Here is a 20836-nt window from a genome sequence, read left to right on the forward strand (position 1 = left end):
GGGGGAGGCCACCATGACCCCACTCCGCCGCACCCTCGCCGCCCTCTCCGCCGCCACCGCCCTCGTCGCGGTCGCCGCCGCCCCCGCCCACGCCGACCCCGGCCCGCCACCCGCCTCGATGGCCAGCATCGGCGACTCGATCACCCGCGGCTTCAACGCCTGCGGCTGGTACACCGACTGCACGTCCCGCTCGTTCAGCACCGGCGACGACTCCACGGTGAACAGTCACTACCTGCGCATCCGCGCGGTCAACCCGGCCATCGGCGGGAACAACCACAACGACGCGCGCAGCGGCGCGAAGTCCGCCGACATGTACGGCCAGGCCGGCACCGCGGTCAGCCAGGGCGTCGGGTACGTGACGATGCTGATCGGCGCCAACGACGCGTGCACCAGCTCGGAGTCGACGATGACGCCGGTGAGCACCTACCGGGCCAACGTCGACGCCGCCCTCAACCGGCTCAAGGCGGGCCTGCCCGACGCCCGGGTGCTCGTGATCAGCGTCCCGGACATCCAGCGGCTCTGGTCGGTCGGCAAGGACAGCTCCAGCGCCCGCACCGCCTGGTCGCTGTTCGGCATCTGCCAGTCCATGCTCGCCAACCCGACCTCCACGGCGCAGGTCGACGTGGACCGGCGGGCCCGGGTCCGCCAGCGGGTGGTCGACTACAACACCCAGCTCGCCCAGGCCTGCGCCGCGTACGGCCCGAACTGCGACTTCGACGACAACGCCGTGTTCGGCTACCCGTTCACCCTCGGCCAGCTCTCCACCTGGGACTACTTCCACCCGAACACCGCCGGCCAGCAGGTGCTGGCCAGCGTCTCGTACGCCGCCGGCTTCGGCTGGTGATCCCGGCGCCGGGGCCGCCCGCCGCGCCCACGCCAGGCGGGCGGTCCCGGAGGCGGTGCCAGCGGGTGCGGGTGCTGCGGCGCGCGTCAGTCGCCGCCCCCGTGCTCCGGCGTCGCCTCCCGACGGCGGGCGCCCGGACCGGGCCGGGGCACCACGTCCGCGCCGCGACGGTCGACAGCGGCACCCTGCGCTGCGAGGGCACGGTCCTGCAGCGCGGCCGCCGCACCGCCCTCGCCGAGGCCAGGCTGCTCGACGGGGCCGGCCGCCTCATGGCCCACGCCACCTCGACCTGCCTCCTCTTCGCCCTGCTTCCCCCGGGCACCCCCACAACCCCCTGACGGCCCGCCCCCACGCGGACAGAGCGGGCCCGGCCACGATCGTTGACGGCTGAGCGACTCGACACGCCGACGGAGATGCCGCTCAGCTGCCAACCTCGGCCTCCCCGGCCCGCATGGGCCCGGGCGAGGCGAAGGGTCAGCTCACCAGGGGCTTGAGGTCGGCCCGGGGCGGGGTCCACTCGCCCGGGGAGGCGGCCATTTGTTCGCCCGAGCGGATGTCCTTCACCTCGTCCGCCGCGCCCTCGGCGCCCGGGAACCAGACGTACGGGATGCCGCGCCGCTCGGCGTACCGGATCTGCTTGCCGAACTTGGCGGCGCTCGGCGACACCTCCGTCGGGACGCCCCGGGAGCGCAGCGCGTCGGCGATCCGGTTGCTCGCCGGCCGCTGCTCCTCGCTGGTGACGGCGACCAGCACGCAGGTCGGCACGCTGCGGGAGACCGACAGGGCGCCGGCGCCGAAGAGCAGGCCGAGCAGGCGGGTCACCCCGATCGAGATGCCCACCCCCGGGAAGCGGGTGGCGCCGGAGCTGGCGAGGTTGTCGTACCGGCCGCCGGAGCAGACCGAGCCGAACCGCTCGTACCCGGCCAGCTGGGTCTCGTAGACGGTGCCGGTGTAGTAGTCCAGGCCGCGGGCGATGCGCAGGTCGGCCCGGCACAGGCCCGGGGAGTGCGCGGCGGCGGTCTCCACCACCGCGACCAGCTCCTCGATCCCCTCCTCCAGCAGCGGCTCGCGCACCCCGAGGGCGCGCACCGCGTCGGCGAAGGACGCGTCCGGGGCGGAGATCTCGGCCAGCGCCAGGCACGCCTTGGCCTGCGCCTCGCTCGCCCCGGCCGTCTCGGCGAGCAGGTCGGCCACCTTCTCCGGGCCGATCTTGTCGAGCTTGTCGACGGCGCGCAGGGCGGCCTCCGGGTCGGTCAGCCCGACGCCCCGGTAGAAGCCCTCGCAGATCTTGCGGTTGTTGACCTGGATCGTCACCGGCGGGATCGGCAGCGACCGCAGCGCGTCGCCGATGACCAGCGGCATCTCCGCCTCGTAGTGCGCCGGCAGGGTGTCCCGGTCGACGATGTCGATGTCGGCCTGGAGGAACTCCCGGTACCGGCCCTCCTGCGGGCGCTCACCGCGCCACACCTTCTGGATCTGGTAGCGGCGGAACGGGAACTGCAGCTTGCCGGCGTTCTCCAGCACGTACCGGGCGAACGGCACGGTCAGGTCGAAGTGCAGGCCGAGCGCGTCGTCGCCGGCCGGGCCGTCGGCGTCGGCCTGCAGCCGGCGCAGCACGTAGACCTCCTTGGAGGTCTCCCCCTTGCGCAGCAGCTGGTCCAGCGGCTCCACCGCGCGGGTCTCCAGGGGGGCGAAGCCGTACAGCTCGAACGTGGCGCGGATCCGGTCGAGGACGAACTGCTCGATCATCCGCTGCGGCGGCGTCCACTCCGGGAAGCCGGAGATGGGCGTGGGCTTGCTCATCGCGTACTCCTTGGATCCCGCGCGGGCCGCGCGGGGAGGTCTCGGTCGCGGCGGCTACAGGCCGCGGGTGGGCGCGGCCGGGCGCGCGGTGGCCGCCCCCGCCACCTCGACGAGGTACGGGTTGGTCGCGCGCTCGCGGCCGATGGTGGTCGCGGGGCCGTGGCCGGGCAGCACCACGGTGTCGTCGGCCAGCGGGAGGACCTTGTCCCGCAGGCTGGCGAGCATCCGGGGCATGCTGCCGCCCGGCAGGTCGGTGCGGCCGATCGAGCCGGCGAAGAGGACGTCGCCCGAGAGGCAGATCTGCTCGGCCTCCCAGGGCGAGCCGGCGCCGGGCATCCGGAACAGCACCGACCCGCCGGTATGGCCGGGGGCGTGGTCGACGGTGATCTCCAGGCCGGCCAGGGTGAGGGTGGCCCCGTCGGTGAGCTCGGCCACGTCCTCCGGCTCCGCGTACGGCAGCCGGCCGCCGAAGAGCTGGGTGAGGTCCATCGAGAGCGCCTTGGCCGGGTCGGCCAGCAGCTCGCGGTCGTCGGGGTGCACGTACGCGGTGATGCCCCGGGCGCCGCAGACCGGCGCGACGGAGAAGGTGTGGTCCAGGTGACCGTGGGTGAGCAGTACGGCGGCCGGGTGCAGGCGGTGTTCGGCGAGCACGGCGTCGAGCCGGTCGATCACCCCGATACCGGGGTCGACCACCACGCACTGCTCCCCCGGCGCGGTCGCCACCACGTAGCAGTTGGTGCCGAAGGCGTCCGCGGGAAAGCCGGCCACGAGCACGTCCGCTCCCCTTCCGTCGAGCTCCGTCGTCCCTTCCTGGCAGCCTAGTCGCACGGGCGAGCCGGTTTCGCCGGCCCACCCGTCCCGTCCGTCGCGCCGGGCGCAGTGAACAACTCCGATACGACCCGGGCCGGACCTCGTACACCACTTTCCCAGTCGGTGGCCGTACACTCTGGCGGGCGTGTGGCGTGGCGCACGAGCCGCCCGACGGGGCGAGAGACCTGGCGCCGGTGACCATCAGGGTAGAGGAAGGGGAGCACGGGTGGCTTCCAGCAGGGACCGGCAGCGCAAACTGGCGCGCGCCAAGCTCGACCGGCAGCTGGCCCGACGGGCCGCCCGGGCCAGGCGGCGTCGGCGGATCCAGGCCGGCGTCGGCGCGGCCGTGGTGCTCGCGCTGGTCGTGGTCGGCTCGGCGTGGGCGCTGGGCGCGTTCGACGAGGACCCGAAGGAGAACACAGCCGCCGAGGACGTCTGCCTCTGGACCCCGCAGGACGCCACCGCGAACACCAGCCTCAAGGACGTCGGCACGCCCGCCACCAAGGGCCTGCCGACCGCCGGCACCCGGCCGATGACCATCACCACCAACCAGGGCGGCCCGGTCACGGTCGAGCTCGACCTCGCCTCGGCCCCCTGCGCCGGCGCGAGCATGGCCCACCTGGCCAGCCGCTCGTTCTTCGACAACACCAAGTGCCACGAGATCACCGCCGAGGGCGCGCTGCGCTGCGGCGACCCCGGCGGCACCGGCCTGGGCGGGCCGACCTACTCGTTCTACGACGAGAACGTCCCCGTGCAGCCCGAGGCGAGCCCCTCGGCCAGCCCCGCCCCCGACCAGCCCCCGGCGTACCCGAAGGGCACGGTCGCGATGATGGCGAACCCGCCGGGCGCCAACGGCAGCCAGTTCCTCGTCTTCTTCAAGGACTACAGCCCCGCCAAGCCGGCCTACCCGGTGATCGGCAAGGTCACCGGCGGGCTCGACGTGATCACGAAGATCGGCGCCCTGCCGACCGTGGACAATGGGAGTGGAGCCAAGGTCAAGCCGAAGACCGACGTGGTGATCCAGAGCCTCACCGTCGGTGAGCCGACGACGGCCGCGGCGACCACGCCGGCGTCCGGCCCGCCGTCGGCCAGCCCCAGCGCGGGCTGACCGGCTCCACCCGAGATCCACACCTGCGGCATCCGGCCGCGCCCGAGACAGTCCAGGAGGATTGACCGTGACGTCGACGAGAGAGCGGCAGCGCGCGGCGGCGCGCGCCCGGCTCGAGCGGGAGATGGCCGAGCGGGCGGCCAGCGCCCGCAGGCGCCGGCAGACGCAGGCCATCGTCGGGGCCGCGGCGGCCCTGCTGCTCGTGGTCGCCGGCACCGTGTGGCTGGCCACCAGCATCGGCGGCGACGACAAGAAGCAGGACACCGCCGCGGCCGGCTTCGTCCAGTGCGCCTGGACCGAGATCCCGAAGGACCAGCGCACCAAGGAGATCAAGGACGTCGGGCTGCCGCAGGCGCAGCAGGCGAACAGCGGGATCCAGACCCTGACGTTGGAGACCAACCTGGGTGCCATCACCGCCAAGGTCGACCGGTCCCTCGTGCCGTGCACCGCGGGCAGCTTCACCCACCTGGCCAGCAAGAACTTCTTCGACAGCAGCAAGTGCCACCGCCTGGTGACCGAGGGCATCAAGGTGCTCCAGTGCGGTGACCCGAGCGCGACGGGCAAGGGCTGGCGGGAGACCGACGGCACCGGCGGGCCCAGCTACAAGATGGCCGAGGAGAACCTGCCCACCGACAAGCGCCCCCCGTACCCGGAGGGGGTCATCGCGATGGCCAAATCGCAGCAGCCGGGCAGCACGGGCAGCCAGTTCTTCATCGTCTTCGGCGACTCGCCGCTGGACCCGGACTACACCGTCCTGGGGACGATCACCAGCGGGATGGACATCGTCAAGGACGTCGCCAACGCCGGCGACGACAAGGCGTACGCCCAGCAGGCCGGCGGCGGTCACCCGAAGAAGGAGATCGTCATCAACAAGCTGACGATGAGCGAGCCGCAGGGCTGACGCCCGCCCCGCGCGAAGGCGCCCGCCGGCCTGGGGCCGGCGGGCGCCTTCGCGTCCGGGCAGGTTCGGCCCCCTCCGCCGACATGGCGGTATCCGGCGGGCAGGACACCGCCATGTCGGCGATGTTGCGGTATCCGGCGTGGCGGGACACCGCCGTGTCGGCGATCTGGCGGCCGTCAGGCCCCCGACGTGACCCGGTACGCGTCGAAGACGCCGTCGACCTTACGCACCGCGGCCAGCAGGTGGCCCAGGTGCTTCGGGTCGGCCATCTCGAAGCTGAACCGGCTCACCGCCACCCGGTCCCGGGTGGTGGTGACGGTCGCGGAGAGGATGTTGACGCGCTCGTCGGAGAGCACCCGGGTCACGTCGGCCAGCAGCTTGTGCCGGTCGAGGGCCTCGACCTGGATCGCCACCAGGAACGTGGAGGCGGAGGTGAGCTTCCAACTCACCTCGACCACCCGCTCGGCCTGCGCCTTGAGGTCCTCGGCGTTGGCGCAGTCGTCGCGGTGCACGCTCACCCCGCCGGAGCGGGTGACGAAGCCGAACACGGCGTCGGGCGGGACCGGGGTGCAGCAGCGGGCCAGCTTGATCCAGACGTCGCTGACCCCGCGCACCACCACACCCGGGTCGTGGCTGCTGGCGCGGCTGCGCGGCGGCCGGGTGGCGACGGCGGTCTCGGCGATGTCCTCCGCCGCGCCCTCCTCGCCGCCGTACGAGGCCATCAGCTTCTGCACCACCGACTGGGCCGAGACCTGGCTGTCGCCGACCGCCGCGTACAGCGACGCCACGTCGGCCAGGTGCAGGTCCCGGGCGATCGCCATCAGCGCGTCCGGGGTGAGCATCCGCTGCAACGGCATGCCCTGCTTGCGCATCGCCTTGACGATCGCGTCCTTGCCGGCCTCGATCGCCTCCTCGCGCCGCTCCTTGTTGAAGTACTGACGGATCTTCGTGCGCGCCCGCGGGCTCTTGACGAAGCCCAGCCAGTCCTGCGTCGGCCCCGCCGTGTCGGACTTCGACGTGAAGATCTCGATCACGTCGCCGTTGGACAGCGTCGACTCCAGGGGCACCAGCTTGCCGTTGACCCGCGCCCCGATGCACTTGTGCCCGACCTCGGTGTGCACCGCGTACGCGAAGTCCACCGGCGTCGACCCGGTCGGCAGCGGGATGACGTCGCCCTTGGGCGTGAAGACGTACACCTCCTGGCTGGACAGGTCGAAGCGCAGCGCGTCGAGGAACTCGCTCGGGTCCGCCGCCTCCCGCTGCCAGTCCAGCAGCTGCCGCAGCCAGGTCATCTCGTCGATGTGCGCCGGCGGGCCGACGATCTGGGTGCCCTTGTGCTCCTTGTACTTCCAGTGCGCGGCGATGCCGAACTCGGCGGTGCGGTGCATCGCGTACGTGCGGATCTGCATCTCCACCGGCTTGCCGGTGGGCCCGATGACCGTCGTGTGCAACGACTGGTACATGTTGAACTTGGGCATCGCGATGTAGTCCTTGAACCGGCCCGGCACCGGCTGCCAGTTCGCGTGGATCACGCCCAGCGCCGCGTAGCAGTCCCGCACCGTGTCGACCAGGATCCGCACCCCGACCAGGTCGTAGATGTCGTTGAAGTCCCGGCCCCGCACGATCATCTTCTGGTAGATCGAGTACAGGTGCTTCGGCCGGCCGGTGACCTCCGCCTTGATCTTCGCGGCCCTGAGGTCCGTCCCCACCTTCTGGGTGACCTGACGCAGCAGCGCCTCCCGCTGCGGCTGGTGCTCCCCGATCAGGCGGTTGATCTCCTCGTACCGCTTCGGGAACAGCGTCCCGAAGGCCAGGTCCTCCAGCTCCCACTTGATCGTGTTCATGCCCAGCCGGTGCGCCAGCGGGGCGAGGATCTCCAGCGTCTCCTTCGCCTTCTGCTCCTGCTTCGGGCGGGGCAGGAAGGTCAGCGTACGCATGTTGTGCAGCCGGTCGGCCAGCTTGATCACCAGGACGCGCGGGTCCTTGGCCATCGCCACGACCATCTTGCGGATCGTCTCCGCCTTGGCCGCGTCGCCGAGCTTGACCTTGTCGAGCTTGGTCACCCCGTCGACGAGCAGCGCCACCTCGCCGCCGAAGTCCGCCCGCATCTGGTCGAGGGTGTACTCGGTGTCCTCGATCGTGTCGTGCAGCAGCGCGGCGACCAGGGTGGTCGTGTCCATCCCCAGGTTGGCCAGGATGGTGGCCACCGCGAGCGGGTGCGTGATGTACGGGTCGCCGGACTTGCGGTACTGGCCGGAGTGCCAGCGGGCCGCGGTGTCGAACGCCCGCTGGACCAGCCGCGCGTCCGCCTTGGGGTGGTTCTCCCGGTGGCTGGAGATCAGCGGCTCCAGCACCTCGCTGACCTGGGAGGTCTGCCAGGGCGCGTTGAACCGGGCCAGGCGGGCGCGCACCCGCCGCCCCGTCGGCGCGCTGGAGAGGGCGAAGCCCGCGCTCGGCATCGGCTCGTTCGCTGCGGCCTCGGACGGGAACGGCGCCACGACACCGACGCCCGGCGTGCCGCCGTCGGCGTGGGCGGGCCCCGCGCCGTTCCCCGGGGCCGCGCCCCGGGCGTCAGCGTCCCGGTCGGTCACCGAACCGTCAGCGTCGCCTGTCGGGTGCACCGTGCCCTCCACCGGAGGGACGACATCGTGGGACACCGGCCTCCTCACCGCTCGCCGGGTACGCCGGCCGTCTCGGCCGGCCTGGTCTTCCGCCACCCGGACGGTCACCCGCCCGGGTCAGCAAAGGGCAATGCTACCCGCACGCACGGTGCCCCGCCGCTCCGCCGGACGGACCGGTCGGGGTCCTTCCGACGGCCGTCCCCAGCCAATCGGTCACCAGGGCATGGACCAGACACAACCCCGCTAGGGACGCTCGCAGGATTCGTGCAACCGGACGCGTACCCCGGATTTGCCCGACGCGCGACCCCGCACATCCGGTCAGCGCCGGCGCACGACGAGGGTGGGGCCCGCCGTGACCGGCGCAGGGATGAAGCCTCCCGCCCGGAGCCGGTCACGGCGGGCCCCACCCCGACCGCGACAAGCAAGCCGGTCACGGCGGGCCCCACCCCGACCGCGACAAGCAAGCCGGTCACGGCGGGCCCCACCCCGACCGCGACAAGCAAGCCCGCCGGCGCAGCGGCCCCCAACCGACGTCCGAAGGGCGGGTGTCAGACGCTGAGCAGGGCGTGCACCGGCCGCGGGGCCAACCGCTCCCGCCCCTTGAGGAAGCCCAGTTCCAGCAGCACGGTGAAGCCGGCGACCGTGCCGCCGGCCCGCTCCACCAGGTCGAGCGTCGCCTCGGCGGTACCGCCGGTGGCCAGCACGTCGTCGACCACCAGCACGCGGTGACCGGCGGTGAAGGCGTCCTGGTGCACCTCCAGCGTCGCCTCGCCGTACTCCAGGGCGTAGGAGGCGGAGTACGCGGGGCGGGGCAGCTTGCCGGCCTTGCGCACGGGGACCACGCCGACCCCGACGGCGTACGCGACGGCCGCCGCGATCACGAAGCCCCGGGCCTCGATCCCGACGACCGCGTCGAACGAGTCCCGCCCGTGGTACGCCACGATCCCGTCGATCACCTCACGGAACACGTCACCGTCGGCGAAGAGGGGCATGAGGTCCTTGAACATGACGCCGGGCTTGGGGAAGTCCGGCACGTCCAGCACCCGGCTGGCGACCAGTTCGGCGACCTGCGGGCCGCTGTCTCCCCGTACTGCGGTGCTGTGCGTCTCCGTCACGGCGGTCCCGTCTCCCTTCCAACGACGACGGCGTCCTCCACGCCGCTCGCACAGCATGAAGGACGCCGTCGCACCGTTTGCTACCGGGTGCCCGCTCCGGTCAGCGCCGCTTGGCGCCGCCCGGACGGTTGCCGCCGCCACCGGCGGGGCGACCGCCCCGCGCGCCGCCCTGGCGCTTGCCGGCCGGCCGGGCGCCCACCTTCGGCGCGGCCCCGGCCAGGGCCGCCGCCTCCGGGTCGATCGGCGCGTCGGCGGCCTCGGCCCGCGAGCCGGCCTTCCCGGCGGCCTCGCCCGAGGCCAGGGCGGCCTTGCGGGCCAGCACCCGCCTGTTGTGCGCCTGGATCCGCGGCTCGTAGTTCTTCAGGAGCACCAGCAGCGGGGTGGCCAACAGGATGGACGTCAGGAACGCGACGGCCATACCGACGAAGAGCACCAGGCCGAGGTCCTTCAGGGTGCCGGCGCCCAGCAGGCCGGCGCCGATGAAGAGCAGGCCGCCCACCGGGAGCAGTGCGACCACCGACGTGTTCAGCGACCGCATCAGGCTCTGGTTGATCGCCAGGTTGGCCGCGTCGCCGTACGTCTGGTTGTTGTTCGCGGTGATGCCCCGGGTGTTCTCCTGGACCTTGTCGAAGACGACCACCACGTCGTAGAGCGCGAAGCCCAGGATCGTGAGGAAGCCGATGATCGTCGACGGGGTGACCTCGAAACCGACCAGCGAGTAGATGCCGGCGGTCAGGACCAGGTTCATGAACAGCGAGGAGACCGCGGCCACGGCCATCCGCCACTCGAACCGCAGGACCAGGTAGACCATCACCAGCGCGATGAAGATCACCAGACCGAGCAGCGCCCGGGAGGTGACCTGGCTGCCCCACGCCTCGCTCACCTGGTTGCCGCTGATCTGAGCCTGGTCGATCCCGAACTCGCGGGCGATCTCGGCCTTCACCGCGTTGGCCTGCTCGGCGCTGAGCTGCGAGGTGCGCAGCTCGTACGAGTCGCCACCCGGGCCGCCGACCCGCTGCGCGGTGACCACCTTGGCGCCGCCGCCGGCCTTGGCCAGCGCGTCGCCGACCTTCAGCTCGGTCTGCTCCATCGTGCCGACGCTGGCCGGCACCTGGAACGAGTTGCCGCCGGCGAACTCGATGCCCAGGCTGAACCCGCGCAGGGCGAAGCTGAGCACGGCGATCAGGATCAGCGCGCCGGCGACGCTGAACCACAGCTTGCGCCGGCCCACGACGTCGAGGCCCGCCTCGCCCCGGTAGAGGCGGCTCGCCAGCCCACTCTTAGCAGCAGCCATCTCAGGCCTCCTTGACGCGCGAGGTGCGGGTGGCCTGCTCGGTCCGCGTGGGCGGGAGGATCCGGCCGAGACCGCTGACCCGCGGAGACAGGAACGCCCGGGTCCGGGCGAACATCGTCATGATCGGGTGACGGAAGAGGAAGACCACGACCAGGTCGAGAATCGTGGCGAGGCCGAGGGCGAAGGCGAAGCCCTTCACCGCGCCGACCGAGACGACGTAGAGCACCACCGCCGACATGATCGTGATCGCGTTCGCCGAGATGATCGTGCGGCGGGCCCGGACCCAGGCGCGCGGCACCGCGCTACGCGGACTGCGGCCCTCGCGGATCTCGTCCTTGAGCCGCTCGAAGTAGATGACGAACGAGTCCGCCGCCACACCGAGTGAGACGATCATGCCGGCGATGCCGGCGAGGGTGAGGGTGAAGCCGATCTGCCGGCCGAGCACCACGAGCGCGCCGAAGACCAGCAGCGCCGACAGCACCAGGCTCAGGAAGATCACCGAGCCGAGCAGCCGGTAGTAGAAGAACGAGTAGATGATGACCAGCAGCATGCCGATGCCGGCGGCGAGCAGGCCGGCCCGCAGGTGGCTCGCCCCGAGGGTGGCGGTGACGTTCTGCTGCTCCTGCGGCTCGAACGTGACCGGCAGCGCGCCGTAGCGCAGCTGGCCCGCCAGGGTGTTGGCCGTCTTGTTGTCGAAGTTGCCGGTGATCTGCGAGTCGCCGGTCAGCACGCCCTGGATCTCCGGCGAGGAGACCACCTTGTTGTCGAGCACGACGGCGACCCGGCACTTGCCGTCCTGGCCCAGCGCGGTCTGGTCGCAGGCCTGGCCGGTGTTGTTGAACGCCTCGCGGGTCAGCTCGGTCCACTTCTTCTGGCCGTCGCCCGTGAAGTTCAGGCTGACCACCCAGGAGCTGGTCTGGTCGATCACCGCGTTGGCGTCGTCCACGTCGGTGCCGAGCACCTTGGCCACGTCGAGCAGGTACTTGCTGGCGCCGTCCTCGCAGGCGACCGCCTTCTGGTTCTCGTCCTTGATCGACGCCGCCGGCCGGTTGTCGAGCTGCTCGCAGCCGATGGTGGGGACGTTGAACTGCATCTCCGGCGACAGCACCGCGACCTCGCGCGGGGTGAGCACGCCGAACGGCTTGAGCCTCTCCGCCAGCGACGGGTCGGTGGTCAGGTCGGCCGGGCCCTGCAGCGCGCTGGCCGCCTGCCACGCGGCCGCGCCGACCTTCTGCTCGACGGCCTTGCGCTGCTCCTCGACGCCCTGCGGCACCGGCTCGGCGCTGGCACTCGGCGACGCCGCGGCGGCGCTCGGCGAGGCCGGGGCGGACGCCGGCGGGGTCGCGCTCGGGGCGGGAGCCATGCCGCCCTGGCCGCCGGCGCTCGGCGACGCGGTCGCCTTCGCCGAGGGCGCGGCGCTGCCCGACGGCTTCGGGGTGGCGCTGCCCGACGGGGCGGGGGACGCGCTGCCGGACGGGGCCGGCGTGGGCGTGGCGGCCGGGGCGGTCACCTGTCCGCTGCCGTCGGCGGCCTTGAGCACCTTGCGGAAGCGCAGCTCGGCCGCGCTGCCGACGTCCTGGATGTCCCGGTTCTCGCCCGGCAGGGAGATGACGATGTTGCGGTTGCCCTCGGTGACCACCTCGGCCTCGGCCACGCCGAAGGCGTTGACCCGGTTCTCGATGATCCGGCGGGCCTCCTCCAGGTTCTCCCTCGTCGGGGGCCGGCCGTCGATGCTGTTCGTCGCCTCCAGCGTCAGCCGGGTGCCGCCGATCAGGTCCAGGCCGAGCCGCGGCTCGAGCCGGTCCTTCCAGCCACCCTTGGCGCCGCCCGCGAAGAAGACCAAAAGATAGAGGACGACGAAGATGAGCCCGAGCACGGCGAGCTGCCGCCCGGGCCGCATCTGTCCCTGAGGTGGTGCCACGGCTGTCCTGTCTCCCTGTACGGTCGCGCCGCGGGCGCGGCGGCGACGGTTGTCGGGCCGGGGATCCCGGCCACGTGTGTGTACCGGCCGACAGCTCGATGCCGACAGGGCTGCCCCGACTGGCGCGGTGGCGCCGGCCGGGGGTCGTCGTGCGCCGGCGTCGAGTGTCGACCCAACTATCCAGTTTTAGCGGCGCCTCCGCTGCCCCGTCGGGCAACGGAGGTCACTCCTTGACGGTCTCGGCCTCTTCCGCAGCCGGCTCGGTCGACTCGACCCGCTCGGCCTGGCTGACCACCCGGGCGATGGCCGGGCGGGCGTACCGGGTCTGCACGCCGGGAGCGACCTCGAGCAGGACCGTTTCGTCGTCGACGGCGGTGACCGTGCCGTAGAGGCCGCCGATGGTGACCACCTCGTCGCCGGGGGCGAGGGCGGACTGCATCTGCGCCGCCTCGCGGCGGCGCCGCTGCTGGGGGCGAATCATCATGAAGTACATGACGCCGAAGAGCAGGGCGATCATGAGGAGCGGCATGAGGCTGCCGCCTCCCCCGCCGCCCGCTGCTGCGTAGAGCACGGTTGCTGACCTTCCCACTGGCCTTCGGTCCGGCACGAGTCGCGCCGGAGCGGAGGCGGATTCTCACGTCCTGTACAGACCGCGGCGAGTCTAGTCCCTGCACCTGGGAACGCCGAATGCGGCACAGATCACGTTCGGGTCACGGCTGATCTGCGGCAGCCTCGGGCGCGGTGGAGAACAGGTCGGGCACAGGAGGGGCGCCCGCGCCAAATGTACCATTCGGTGGCGTACGCCCAAGATGGTGCCAGGCGGCCTCGGTGGCCACCCGCCCCCGGGGCGTACGCGCGAGCAGCCCGGCCCGCACCAGGAACGGCTCGCACACCTCCTCGACCGTGTCCGGCTGCTCCCCCACCGCCACCGCCAGGGTGGACAGGCCCACCGGTCCGCCCCGGAACGAGTCCACCAGGGCCGTGAGCACCGCCCGGTCGAGCCGGTCCAGACCGAGCGCGTCCACGTCGTACACGGTCAGGGCCGCCCGGGCGGTCTCCACGGTGACCACGCCGTCGGCCCGGACCTCGGCGAAGTCGCGGACCCGGCGCAGCAGCCGGTTGGCGATCCGGGGGGTGCCCCGGGAGCGGCCGGCGATCTCCGCGGCGCCGTCGTCGGTGATCGGCACCCCGAGGATGCGCGCCGAGCGGCGCAGCAGCGTCTCCAGGTCGGCCGGGGAGTAGAAGTCCAGGTGCGCGACGAAGCCGAAGCGGTCGCGCATCGGCCCGGTCAGCAGCCCGGACCGGGTGGTCGCGCCGACCAGGGTGAACGGCTCGACGTCCAGCGGGATCGCGGTGGCGCCCGGACCCTTGCCGACGATCACGTCGACCCGGAAGTCCTCCATCGCGCTGTACAGCAGCTCCTCCGCCGGCTTGGCGATGCGGTGGATCTCGTCGATGAACAGCACGTCACCCTCGGCGAGGCTGGTCAGGATGGCGGCCAGGTCGCCGGAGCGCTCGATCGCCGGGCCGCTGGTCACCCGGATGCCCGCGCCCAGCTCGGCGGCCACGATGTTGGCCAACGTCGTCTTCCCGAGGCCGGGTGGCCCGGACAGGAGGATGTGGTCCGGCGGGGAGCCGCGCCGCATCGCGCCCTGGAGCAGCAGGTCGAGCTGGTCGCGGACCCGGTGCTGGGCGATGAACTCCTCCAGCCGCTTCGGCCGGACGCTGGCCTCCGCGTCCAGCTCGGCGTCGTTGACGTACGCCGAGACGAGATTGCCGTCCTCCCCCGTCATCGGGCCCGGCCGAGGAGGCGGATGGCCTGCTTGAGCAGGACCGGCACGGGCGGGGGCGGGCCCTCGACCGTCTCGGCGACGGCGGCCACGGCCTGGTCGGCCTGGCCGGCCGTCCAGCCGAGCCCGACGAGGGCCTGGCGGACCTGGTCGGGCCAGGCACCCGCGGTGACCCCGGCCGCGCCGTCCGGCCCGACCGGCACCGGTCCGATCCGGTCACGCAGCTCCAGGACGAGGCGCTCGGCACCCTTCTTGCCGATGCCCGGCACCCGGGTCAGCGCGGCGGTGTCGGCGTTGGCGATCGCCTTGCGCACCGCGTCCGGGGTGTGCACGGCGAGCACGGCCTGGGCCAGCCGGGGGCCCACCCCGCTGGCTGTCTGGAGCAGCTCGAACAGCTGCTTGGCGTCGTCGTCGGCGAAGCCGTACAGGGTGAGCGAGTCCTCCCGGACCACGAGGCTGGTCGCGAGCCGGGCCGGCTGGCCGACCCGCAGCTCGGCGAGGGTGGCGGGCGCGCACTGCACGGCCAGGCCGATCCCGCCGACCTCCACCACCGCGTGATCGGGACCGGTCGCGGTGACCGTGCCGCGCACACTGGCGATCATCGAATTCCTCCTCGTCGGGCCCGGTCGGCCGCCGCCGCCAGCTTCGAGCGCGTCCCGCCGCGCCAGATGTGGCAGATGGCCAGGGCGAGGGCGTCGGCGGCGTCGGCCGGCCGCGGCGGCTCGGGCAGCCGCAGCAGGCGGGTGACCATGGCCGTCATCTGCGCCTTGTCCGCCTGACCGGAGCCGGTGACGGCGGCCTTGACCTCGCTCGGGGTGTACGTCTGCACGGGCAGCCCGGCCCGGGCGCCGGCCAGCACGGCGACGCCGCTGGCCTGGGCGGTGCCCATGACGGTACGCACGTTGTGCTGGCTGAAGACCCGCTCGACGGCGACGCTGTCGGGGCGGTGCTCGGCCACCAGCCGGGTGAGCGAGGTGTCCAGGTGCAGCAGGCGCGTGGGCAGCTCGTCCTCCGGATCGGTGTGGACGACGTAGTAGGCGACCAGGGTGCAGGGCCGGCCCGGCACGCCCTCGACGACGCCGACCCCGCACCGGGTCAGCCCCGGGTCGACGCCGAGCACGCGCACGCCGCCTCCTCCCCGACCGCCAGCAGTACGTGTGTTCGACACCCTACTGGTCCCCCCGGACACCCGGCGCCGGGGACACACCGGAGGGACGCCGGTTCCTTGCCGCGCATCGACCCGGATCGCGCTCACCGCGGGATCGCCGTTCCGGGCCGGGACGCAGCCGCCACATAAGGTGGCCGTCGAGTATGTGTCGCCGACCCATGTGCGGTGGGCCACACAACTCGTAACTTCTTGCGCCATGACGGCAGAACCAGTGGCGGTCCCCCACGTCGTACAGGTCGACCTGGCCGGTCGCACCGCCCTCGTCACCGGCGGTGGCAGCGGCATCGGCCGGGCCTGCGCCCTGCGGCTGGCCGCGGCCGGCGCGTCCGTGCTGGTGGTCGACCGCAACGTCGAGGCGGCCAAGGAGGTCGCGGCCGAGGCCGGCGGGCGGGCCGAGGGGGTCGACCTGGCCGACGCGGCGGCGATCGACCGGCTCGACGCCGCCGTGGACATCGTGGTCAACAACGCCGGACTGCAACACGTCGCGCCGGTGCAGGACTTCCCGGCCGACCGCTTCGCCTACATCCACCGGGTGATGGTGGAGGCCCCGTTCCTGCTCGTCCGGCGTGCCCTGCCGCACATGTACGCCCGGGGCTGGGGCCGCATCGTCAACATCTCCTCGGTGCACGGGCTGCGTGCCTCCGCGTACAAGTCGGCGTACGTCTCGGCGAAGCACGCGCTGGAGGGGCTGTCGAAGGTGGTGGCGCTGGAGGGCGCGGCGCACGGGGTGACGGCCAACTGCATCAACCCGGCGTACGTGCGCACGGCGCTGGTGGAGAGCCAGATCGCCGACCAGGCGGCCACCCACGGCATCCCGGAGTCCGAGGTGGTGGAGAAGATCATGCTGGCCCGGGCCGCGATCAAGCGGCTGATCGAGCCCGAGGAGGTCGCGGAGTTGGTCGCCTACCTGTGCTCCCCGCCGGCCTCCTTCATCACCGGCGCCTCGATCGCCCTCGACGGGGGCTGGACGGCGAACTAGTGGCACCCCGCACAATGTCGGTCATGTCGTCGCCGGTGGAGTTCCTGGAACTGCTCGCCCGGGAGGCGGCCGCGGTCGAGTTCGAGGGGCCGCTGGTCGCCGCCCGGGCCGCCGGCCTGCCCGCCGACCGACTGGCCGAGCTGGAGCAGGCCAAGGTGGTGGCGCTGCGGGTCCGCGCGCTGCTGGAGCGCCGGCGCCGCCGGGAGATCGAGCTGTCCGGCCTGTACGACACGGCGAGCGACCTGGCCGGCCTGCGCGACCTGGACGACGTGCTGCGGGCGATCGTGCACCGGGCCCGCCACCTGCTCGGCACCGACGTGGCGTACATGACGCTGAACGACGAGGAGCACGGCGACACGTACATGCGGGTCACCGACGGGTCGATCTCGGCCCGGTTCCAGCGGCTGCGGCTGCCGATGGGCGCCGGCCTGGGCGGCCTCGTGGCGCAGTCCGGCACCCCGTACGTCACCGCGAACTATCCCGAGGACGACCGCTTCCACCACACCGGGGAGATCGACGCGGGGGTGGGCGAGGAGGGCCTCGTGGCGATCCTCGGGGTGCCGCTGCGGCTCGGCTCCACGTCGATCGGGGTGCTGTACGCGGCCAACCGCTCGGCCCGGCCGTTCGCCCGCGAGGAGGTGGCGCTGCTGGTCTCCCTGGCGGCACACGCGGCGGTGGCCATCGACACGGCCCGGCTGCTGGCCGAGACCCGGGCGGCGCTGGAGGAGCTGTCGGCGGCGAACAGCACGATCCGCGCGCACAGCAGCTCGGTGGAGCGGGCGGCGGCGGCGCACGACCGGATGACCGCGCTGGTGCTGCGCGGCGGCGGGGTGGAGGACGTGGCGGCGGCGGTCACCGAGGTGCTCGGCGGGGCGCTGCTGGCGCTCGACGCGGAGGGCCGGCGGCTGGCCCGGGTGGGCGACATCGAGGAGCCCGACCGGGCGGACCTGGTCGAGGCGGTGGCGGCGTCGCGCACCGAGGGCCGCAGCGTCCGCCGCGGCCCGCTCTGGTACGCGGCGGTCGTGGCCGGCGCGGAGAACCTGGGCGCGCTGGTGCTGCGCCCCGACGGCGAACTGGTCGACGCCGACCAGCGGATCCTGGAACGGGCGGCCCTGGTCACCGCGCTGCTGCTGCTGTTCCGCCGGACGGTCGCCGAGGCCGAGGGGCGGGTCCGGGGTGAGCTGCTCGACGACCTGATCGCCCGGCCGCTGCGGGACACCGACGCGCTGCGCAGCCGGGCCCGCCGGCTCGGGGTGGACCTGGACGCCCCGCACGCACTGGTGGCGGTCGACGACGACGCGATCGCCGCGACCGGGTCGGCCCGGCAGCGGGTGCTGTCCTGGGCCACCACGTACGCCTCGACCCGCGGCGGCCTGGCGGCGGCGCGCGACGGCCGGGTGGTGCTGATGCTGCCCGGCCGGGACGCGGGCGCCGCGGCCCGCGCGGTGTCGCGGGACCTGTCCCGGATCACGGGGCGGCCGGTGACCGCCGGGGCGAGCGGCCCGTCGACCGGCCCGGCGTCGCTGGCGGGCGTCTTCCAGGAGGCGGACCGCTGCCTGTCCGCGCTGGGTGCGCTGGGCCGGGCCGGGCAGGGGGCGAGCACGGCCGAGCTGGGCTTCGTCGGGCTGCTGCTCGGGGCGGTGGGCGACGACCGGGGCGACCGGGACGTGGCCCGGTTCCTGGCCGCCACGGTCGGGCCGGTGGTGGACTACGACGCCCGGCGGGGCACCGCCCTGGTCCGGACGCTGGAGGCGTACTTCGGGGTGGGCGGGAGCCTGGCCCGGGCGGCCGAGCTGCTGCACGTGCACGTCAACACGGTGACGCAGCGGCTGGAGCGGGTCGGCCAGCTCCTCGGCGCGGACTGGCAGAAGCCGGAACGGGCGCTGGAGGTGCAGCTGGCGCTGCGCCTGCACCGCCTGCGTACGCCCTCCGGCTGAGCCGGCCGGGCTCCGGCGCTCAGCGGGCGCGGATGCCCTCCAGCACGCCGTCGACGATCCGCTCGGGAAGCAGGACCTCGTCCAGGTCGGGCTGCCAGCGCAGCAACCGCTGGATCAGCATCGGGCCGGTGAGCATGGCCATCGCCACCTCGACGTCGAGGTCGGCGCGCAGCTCGCCGCTGCGCACCCCCCGGCGGAGCACCTCGCGCATCAGCGTCCGGCGGGGCTCGATGATGTTCTGGTACAGCTGGTAGTGGTCCGGGCTGCGGTTCGCCTCGGGCACGAGGCACGGCATGATCTTCGCGGCCCGGGGATCGATGTGGTGACCGACCGCACCGACCAGCAGCACGAGGTCGTCCCGGACGGAGTGGCCGGCCGGCTGCGGCACGATGCCCTTGAGCCGGCGCAGCGCGTCGATCAGCAGCGCGTCCTTGCCGGGCCAGCGGCGGTAGATGGTGTTCTTGCCCACCCCGGCCCGGGCCGCGATCGCCTCGATCGTCAGCGTCTCGATCGTGTTGCCGTCGGCGAGCAGGTCGAGGGTGGCCTCCACGATGGCCTCGTCCGCGCGGACGCTCCGCGGTCGCCCGGGCGACCGCGGAGCGTCGGCGGCAGATGTCATGCCCGACATTGTCACCGAACCTACGGGGTTCCAGCCAACTCCGGCTCGCCGGCCACCGGCGACGCCGACGGCCGGCGCTCGGCGCGGCCGGGCAGCCAGCGCAGCGCCACCACGACACCGAGCGCGGCGACCGCCGCGGACAGCGCCGCGGCCCAGTGCATGGCCGAGACGAAGGCGTGGTCGGCCGCCGCGACGAGGTGCGGCGCCGCCGGCCCGAGCTGGCCCGCCACCGCGTACGCCCCGGAGATCGACTCGCCGGCGGCCTCGTGGGCCTGGGCGGGCAGGCCGCGCAGGGCCGGCGCGACGTCGTCCCGGTACACCGCCGACAGGACCGAGCCGAGGACCGCGACGCCCAGCGCCCCGGCGACCTGCCGGACCGTGTTGCTGACGGCCGAGCCGACACCCGCCTTCTCCCGGGGCAGCGCCGACATGACCGACTCGGTGGCCGGCGGCATGACGTTGGCCATCCCGGCGCCCTGGAGCAGGTAGAGCACCAGGATCACCCAGATCGGGGTGCCTGCGTCGACGAACGCGAACGCCCCGAGGGTCACGGCGGTCAGGGTCAGCCCGACGACCGCGACAGCCCTGCCCCCGTACCGGCGGACCATTGCCGCGCTGCGCGGGGCGAAGACCAGTTGGGCGGCGGCGAACGGTAGGAAGAGCAGACCAGTCTCCAGCGGGCTGTAGCCGCGCACGAGTTGCAGGTAGAACGAGCTGAAGAACATCACGCCCATCGCGGCGAAGAAGACCAGCCCGACCATCGCCACGGGCGCGGCGAAGCGGGGCACCCGGAACAGCCGGACGTCCAGCGACGGGTGGTCGCTGCGCAGCTCGTGCGCGACGAACCAGGCCAGCACCGCCAGGCCGCCGAGGGTCGACGCCCAGACCAGGGGCCGGCCGAAGCCGTGCTCGCCGCCGTCGATGATGCCGTACGTGAGCGCCACCAGCCCGACCACGGACAGCAGCACGCCGGGCAGGTCGATCCGGCCGGGTTCGGGATCGCGGGACTCGGGCACCAGGAGGGCGACCAGGACCACGCCCAGCACGACCACGGGTACGTTGATCAGGAAGACCGAGCCCCACCAGTAGTGCTCGAGCAGCACGCCGCCGAGGATCGGGCCGATCGCCACGGCCAGGCCGACGGCCCCGGCCCAGATGCCGATCGCCCGGCCACGTTCGCGGGGGTCGAAGACGTTGGAGATGATCGACAGGGTCACCGGCATGATCGCCGCTCCGCCCGCGCCCATCAGCGCGCGGGCCGCGATCAGTTGGCCGGGGTTCTGGGCGTACGCCGACAGCAGCGACGACAGCCCGAAGAGCACCAGGCCGATCAGCAGGAAGCGCCGGCGGCCGGCGCGATCGCCGAGGACGCCGAAGGTGAAGAGCAGGCCGGCGAAGACCAGGGTGTACGAGTTGATGGACCACTCCAGTTCGCCCTGGCTGGCGCCGAGACCGTGCACGGGGTCGGCGAGGGTACGCAGGGCGACGTTGAGGATGGTGTTGTCGAGGACGACGACGAGGAGGCTGATCACCAGCACCCCCAGGATCGCCCACCTCCTCGGATGTCCGGTGTTCTCGTGCGGTTGCATGTGCGGCTCCCCCCGGCTCGCCCCGCCGCGGTAGATTCGATACGGGGCAGACTCGTAATGCCGGTGAGCCTATGTGAAGGCGTTTCGATACGGAACCGATCCGTATCGTTTGTGCGTCAGGTCACCCGGCGCCGCGGTCGGGCCGCAGCCTTGCCTGCCGGCTCGCCCGCGTTCGGCCTTCTGGCTACGCGGTGGATGGGGTTGCGGTGAGGGTGGGTTGCGGTGAGGGTGGGTTGCGGTGAGGGTGGGGCCGGCGTCGGGGTGGATTCGTGGCCGGGGCGGGGTCGTGGCCGGGGCGGGGTCGTGGCCGGGGCGGGGGTGGATGCCGGTTCGTGAT

Annotated in this window: 17 protein-coding genes and 1 pseudogene; 6 read left to right on the forward strand and 12 right to left on the reverse strand. The window is 73.1% G+C overall.

Going from position 1 to position 20836, the window contains the following annotated elements:
• Positions 1 to 13 precede the first annotated feature (13 nt).
• Both ACGFIZ_RS19865 and ACGFIZ_RS19870 read left to right on the forward strand, forming a co-directional pair.
• On the forward strand, positions 14 to 844 hold the full coding sequence (locus ACGFIZ_RS19865; RefSeq protein WP_393421192.1) for a GDSL-type esterase/lipase family protein: 831 nt from the start codon (positions 14 to 16) through the stop codon (positions 842 to 844).
• Positions 845 to 999: 155 nt separating this feature from the next.
• Positions 1000 to 1182: pseudogene (locus ACGFIZ_RS19870) on the forward strand (PaaI family thioesterase); the annotation flags it as partial.
• A gap of 136 nt (positions 1183 to 1318) precedes the next feature.
• Here the strand turns inward: ACGFIZ_RS19870 and hisS are convergent.
• Positions 1319 to 2647 carry a histidine--tRNA ligase gene (hisS, locus tag ACGFIZ_RS19875; protein ID WP_393421194.1) on the reverse strand — a complete coding sequence of 443 codons (1329 nt, stop codon included), beginning with the start codon at positions 2645 to 2647 and terminating at the stop codon, positions 1319 to 1321.
• A 54-nt stretch (positions 2648 to 2701) separates the two neighbouring features.
• On the reverse strand, positions 2702 to 3421 hold the full coding sequence (locus ACGFIZ_RS19880; protein WP_393421196.1) for an MBL fold metallo-hydrolase: 720 nt from the start codon (positions 3419 to 3421) through the stop codon (positions 2702 to 2704).
• 262 nt (positions 3422 to 3683) lie between these two features.
• Here ACGFIZ_RS19880 and ACGFIZ_RS19885 point away from each other — a divergent pair, with 262 nt between their 5' ends.
• Together ACGFIZ_RS19885 and ACGFIZ_RS19890 are read left to right on the forward strand one after the other, a co-directional pair.
• A complete protein-coding gene (locus ACGFIZ_RS19885; protein WP_393421198.1) occupies positions 3684 to 4565 on the forward strand; it encodes a peptidylprolyl isomerase in 882 nt (293 codons plus the stop codon).
• Positions 4566 to 4632: 67 nt separating this feature from the next.
• On the forward strand, positions 4633 to 5466 hold the full coding sequence (locus ACGFIZ_RS19890; protein ID WP_393421200.1) for a peptidylprolyl isomerase: 834 nt from the start codon (positions 4633 to 4635) through the stop codon (positions 5464 to 5466).
• 176 nt (positions 5467 to 5642) lie between these two features.
• Here the strand turns inward: ACGFIZ_RS19890 and ACGFIZ_RS19895 are convergent, their stop codons facing one another.
• The 8 genes from ACGFIZ_RS19895 to ruvC all read right to left on the reverse strand — a co-directional run bounded on the left by ACGFIZ_RS19895 (position 5643) and on the right by ruvC (position 15333).
• Positions 5643 to 8123: a RelA/SpoT family protein gene (locus tag ACGFIZ_RS19895; protein ID WP_393421202.1), complete on the reverse strand. Its 2481-nt coding sequence runs from the start codon at positions 8121 to 8123 to the stop codon at positions 5643 to 5645.
• 512 nt (positions 8124 to 8635) lie between these two features.
• Positions 8636 to 9202 (reverse strand): adenine phosphoribosyltransferase, encoded by a 567-nt coding sequence (locus ACGFIZ_RS19900; protein ID WP_347667534.1) that lies wholly within the window; start codon positions 9200 to 9202, stop codon positions 8636 to 8638.
• Between the two features lie 100 nt (positions 9203 to 9302).
• Entirely contained in the window at positions 9303 to 10496 is a 1194-nt protein-coding gene (secF, locus tag ACGFIZ_RS19905) for a protein translocase subunit SecF (protein WP_393421203.1), read from the reverse strand.
• 1 nt (position 10497) lies between these two features.
• Positions 10498 to 12417, reverse strand: a complete 1920-nt coding sequence (gene secD, locus ACGFIZ_RS19910; RefSeq protein WP_393421205.1) for a protein translocase subunit SecD — start codon at positions 12415 to 12417, stop codon at positions 10498 to 10500.
• Positions 12418 to 12640: 223 nt separating this feature from the next.
• Complete coding sequence (gene yajC, locus ACGFIZ_RS19915; protein WP_393421207.1) at positions 12641 to 12988, reverse strand: preprotein translocase subunit YajC; 348 nt, start codon at positions 12986 to 12988, stop codon at positions 12641 to 12643.
• 139 nt (positions 12989 to 13127) lie between these two features.
• Positions 13128 to 14210, reverse strand: coding sequence for a Holliday junction branch migration DNA helicase RuvB (gene ruvB / locus ACGFIZ_RS19920; protein WP_393421209.1), 1083 nt, complete (start codon positions 14208 to 14210; stop codon positions 13128 to 13130).
• Positions 14207 to 14809: a Holliday junction branch migration protein RuvA gene (gene ruvA, locus ACGFIZ_RS19925; protein WP_393421211.1), complete on the reverse strand. Its 603-nt coding sequence runs from the start codon at positions 14807 to 14809 to the stop codon at positions 14207 to 14209. Before ruvA ends, ruvB begins: the two co-directional genes overlap by 4 nt.
• Entirely contained in the window at positions 14806 to 15333 is a 528-nt protein-coding gene (gene ruvC / locus ACGFIZ_RS19930) for a crossover junction endodeoxyribonuclease RuvC (RefSeq protein WP_393421213.1), read from the reverse strand. The genes ruvA and ruvC overlap by 4 nt, the downstream gene beginning before the upstream one ends.
• A gap of 238 nt (positions 15334 to 15571) precedes the next feature.
• Between ruvC and ACGFIZ_RS19935 the strand changes: the two genes are divergently transcribed.
• Complete coding sequence (locus ACGFIZ_RS19935) at positions 15572 to 16354, forward strand: 3-hydroxybutyrate dehydrogenase (RefSeq protein ID WP_347667540.1); 783 nt, start codon at positions 15572 to 15574, stop codon at positions 16352 to 16354.
• 14 nt (positions 16355 to 16368) lie between these two features.
• A complete protein-coding gene (locus tag ACGFIZ_RS19940; RefSeq protein ID WP_393421215.1) occupies positions 16369 to 18291 on the forward strand; it encodes a helix-turn-helix domain-containing protein in 1923 nt (640 codons plus the stop codon).
• A gap of 19 nt (positions 18292 to 18310) precedes the next feature.
• On the opposite strand, the gene ACGFIZ_RS19945 is transcribed toward ACGFIZ_RS19940, so the two are convergent.
• Both ACGFIZ_RS19945 and ACGFIZ_RS19950 read right to left on the reverse strand, forming a co-directional pair.
• Positions 18311 to 18919 carry a TetR/AcrR family transcriptional regulator gene (locus ACGFIZ_RS19945; protein ID WP_393421217.1) on the reverse strand — a complete coding sequence of 203 codons (609 nt, stop codon included), beginning with the start codon at positions 18917 to 18919 and terminating at the stop codon, positions 18311 to 18313.
• An 11-nt stretch (positions 18920 to 18930) separates the two neighbouring features.
• Positions 18931 to 20499, reverse strand: a complete 1569-nt coding sequence (locus ACGFIZ_RS19950; protein WP_393421219.1) for an MFS transporter — start codon at positions 20497 to 20499, stop codon at positions 18931 to 18933.
• Between the last annotated feature and the right edge of the window lie 337 nt (positions 20500 to 20836).

The sequence above is a fragment of the Micromonospora sp. NPDC048830 genome, from assembly GCF_043198215.1.
GTDB lineage: Bacteria > Actinomycetota > Actinomycetes > Mycobacteriales > Micromonosporaceae > Micromonospora.

What these genes read in the sequence shown, in the direction of transcription:
- ACGFIZ_RS19935 (WP_347667540.1), top strand. Translation starts at nt 15,572, where the DNA reads ATGACGGCAGAACCAGTGGCGGTCCCCCACGTCGTACAGGTCGACCTG.
- ACGFIZ_RS19865 (WP_393421192.1), top strand. Translation starts at nt 14, where the DNA reads ATGACCCCACTCCGCCGCACCCTCGCCGCCCTCTCCGCCGCCACCGCC.
- ACGFIZ_RS19940 (WP_393421215.1), top strand. Translation starts at nt 16,369, where the DNA reads ATGTCGGTCATGTCGTCGCCGGTGGAGTTCCTGGAACTGCTCGCCCGG.
- ruvB (WP_393421209.1), bottom strand. Translation starts at nt 14,210, where the DNA reads ATGACGGGGGAGGACGGCAATCTCGTCTCGGCGTACGTCAACGACGCC.
- ACGFIZ_RS19950 (WP_393421219.1), bottom strand. Translation starts at nt 20,499, where the DNA reads ATGCAACCGCACGAGAACACCGGACATCCGAGGAGGTGGGCGATCCTG.
- ACGFIZ_RS19945 (WP_393421217.1), bottom strand. Translation starts at nt 18,919, where the DNA reads ATGTCGGGCATGACATCTGCCGCCGACGCTCCGCGGTCGCCCGGGCGA.
- hisS (WP_393421194.1), bottom strand. Translation starts at nt 2,647, where the DNA reads ATGAGCAAGCCCACGCCCATCTCCGGCTTCCCGGAGTGGACGCCGCCG.
- secF (WP_393421203.1), bottom strand. Translation starts at nt 10,496, where the DNA reads ATGGCTGCTGCTAAGAGTGGGCTGGCGAGCCGCCTCTACCGGGGCGAG.
- ruvA (WP_393421211.1), bottom strand. Translation starts at nt 14,809, where the DNA reads ATGATCGCCAGTGTGCGCGGCACGGTCACCGCGACCGGTCCCGATCAC.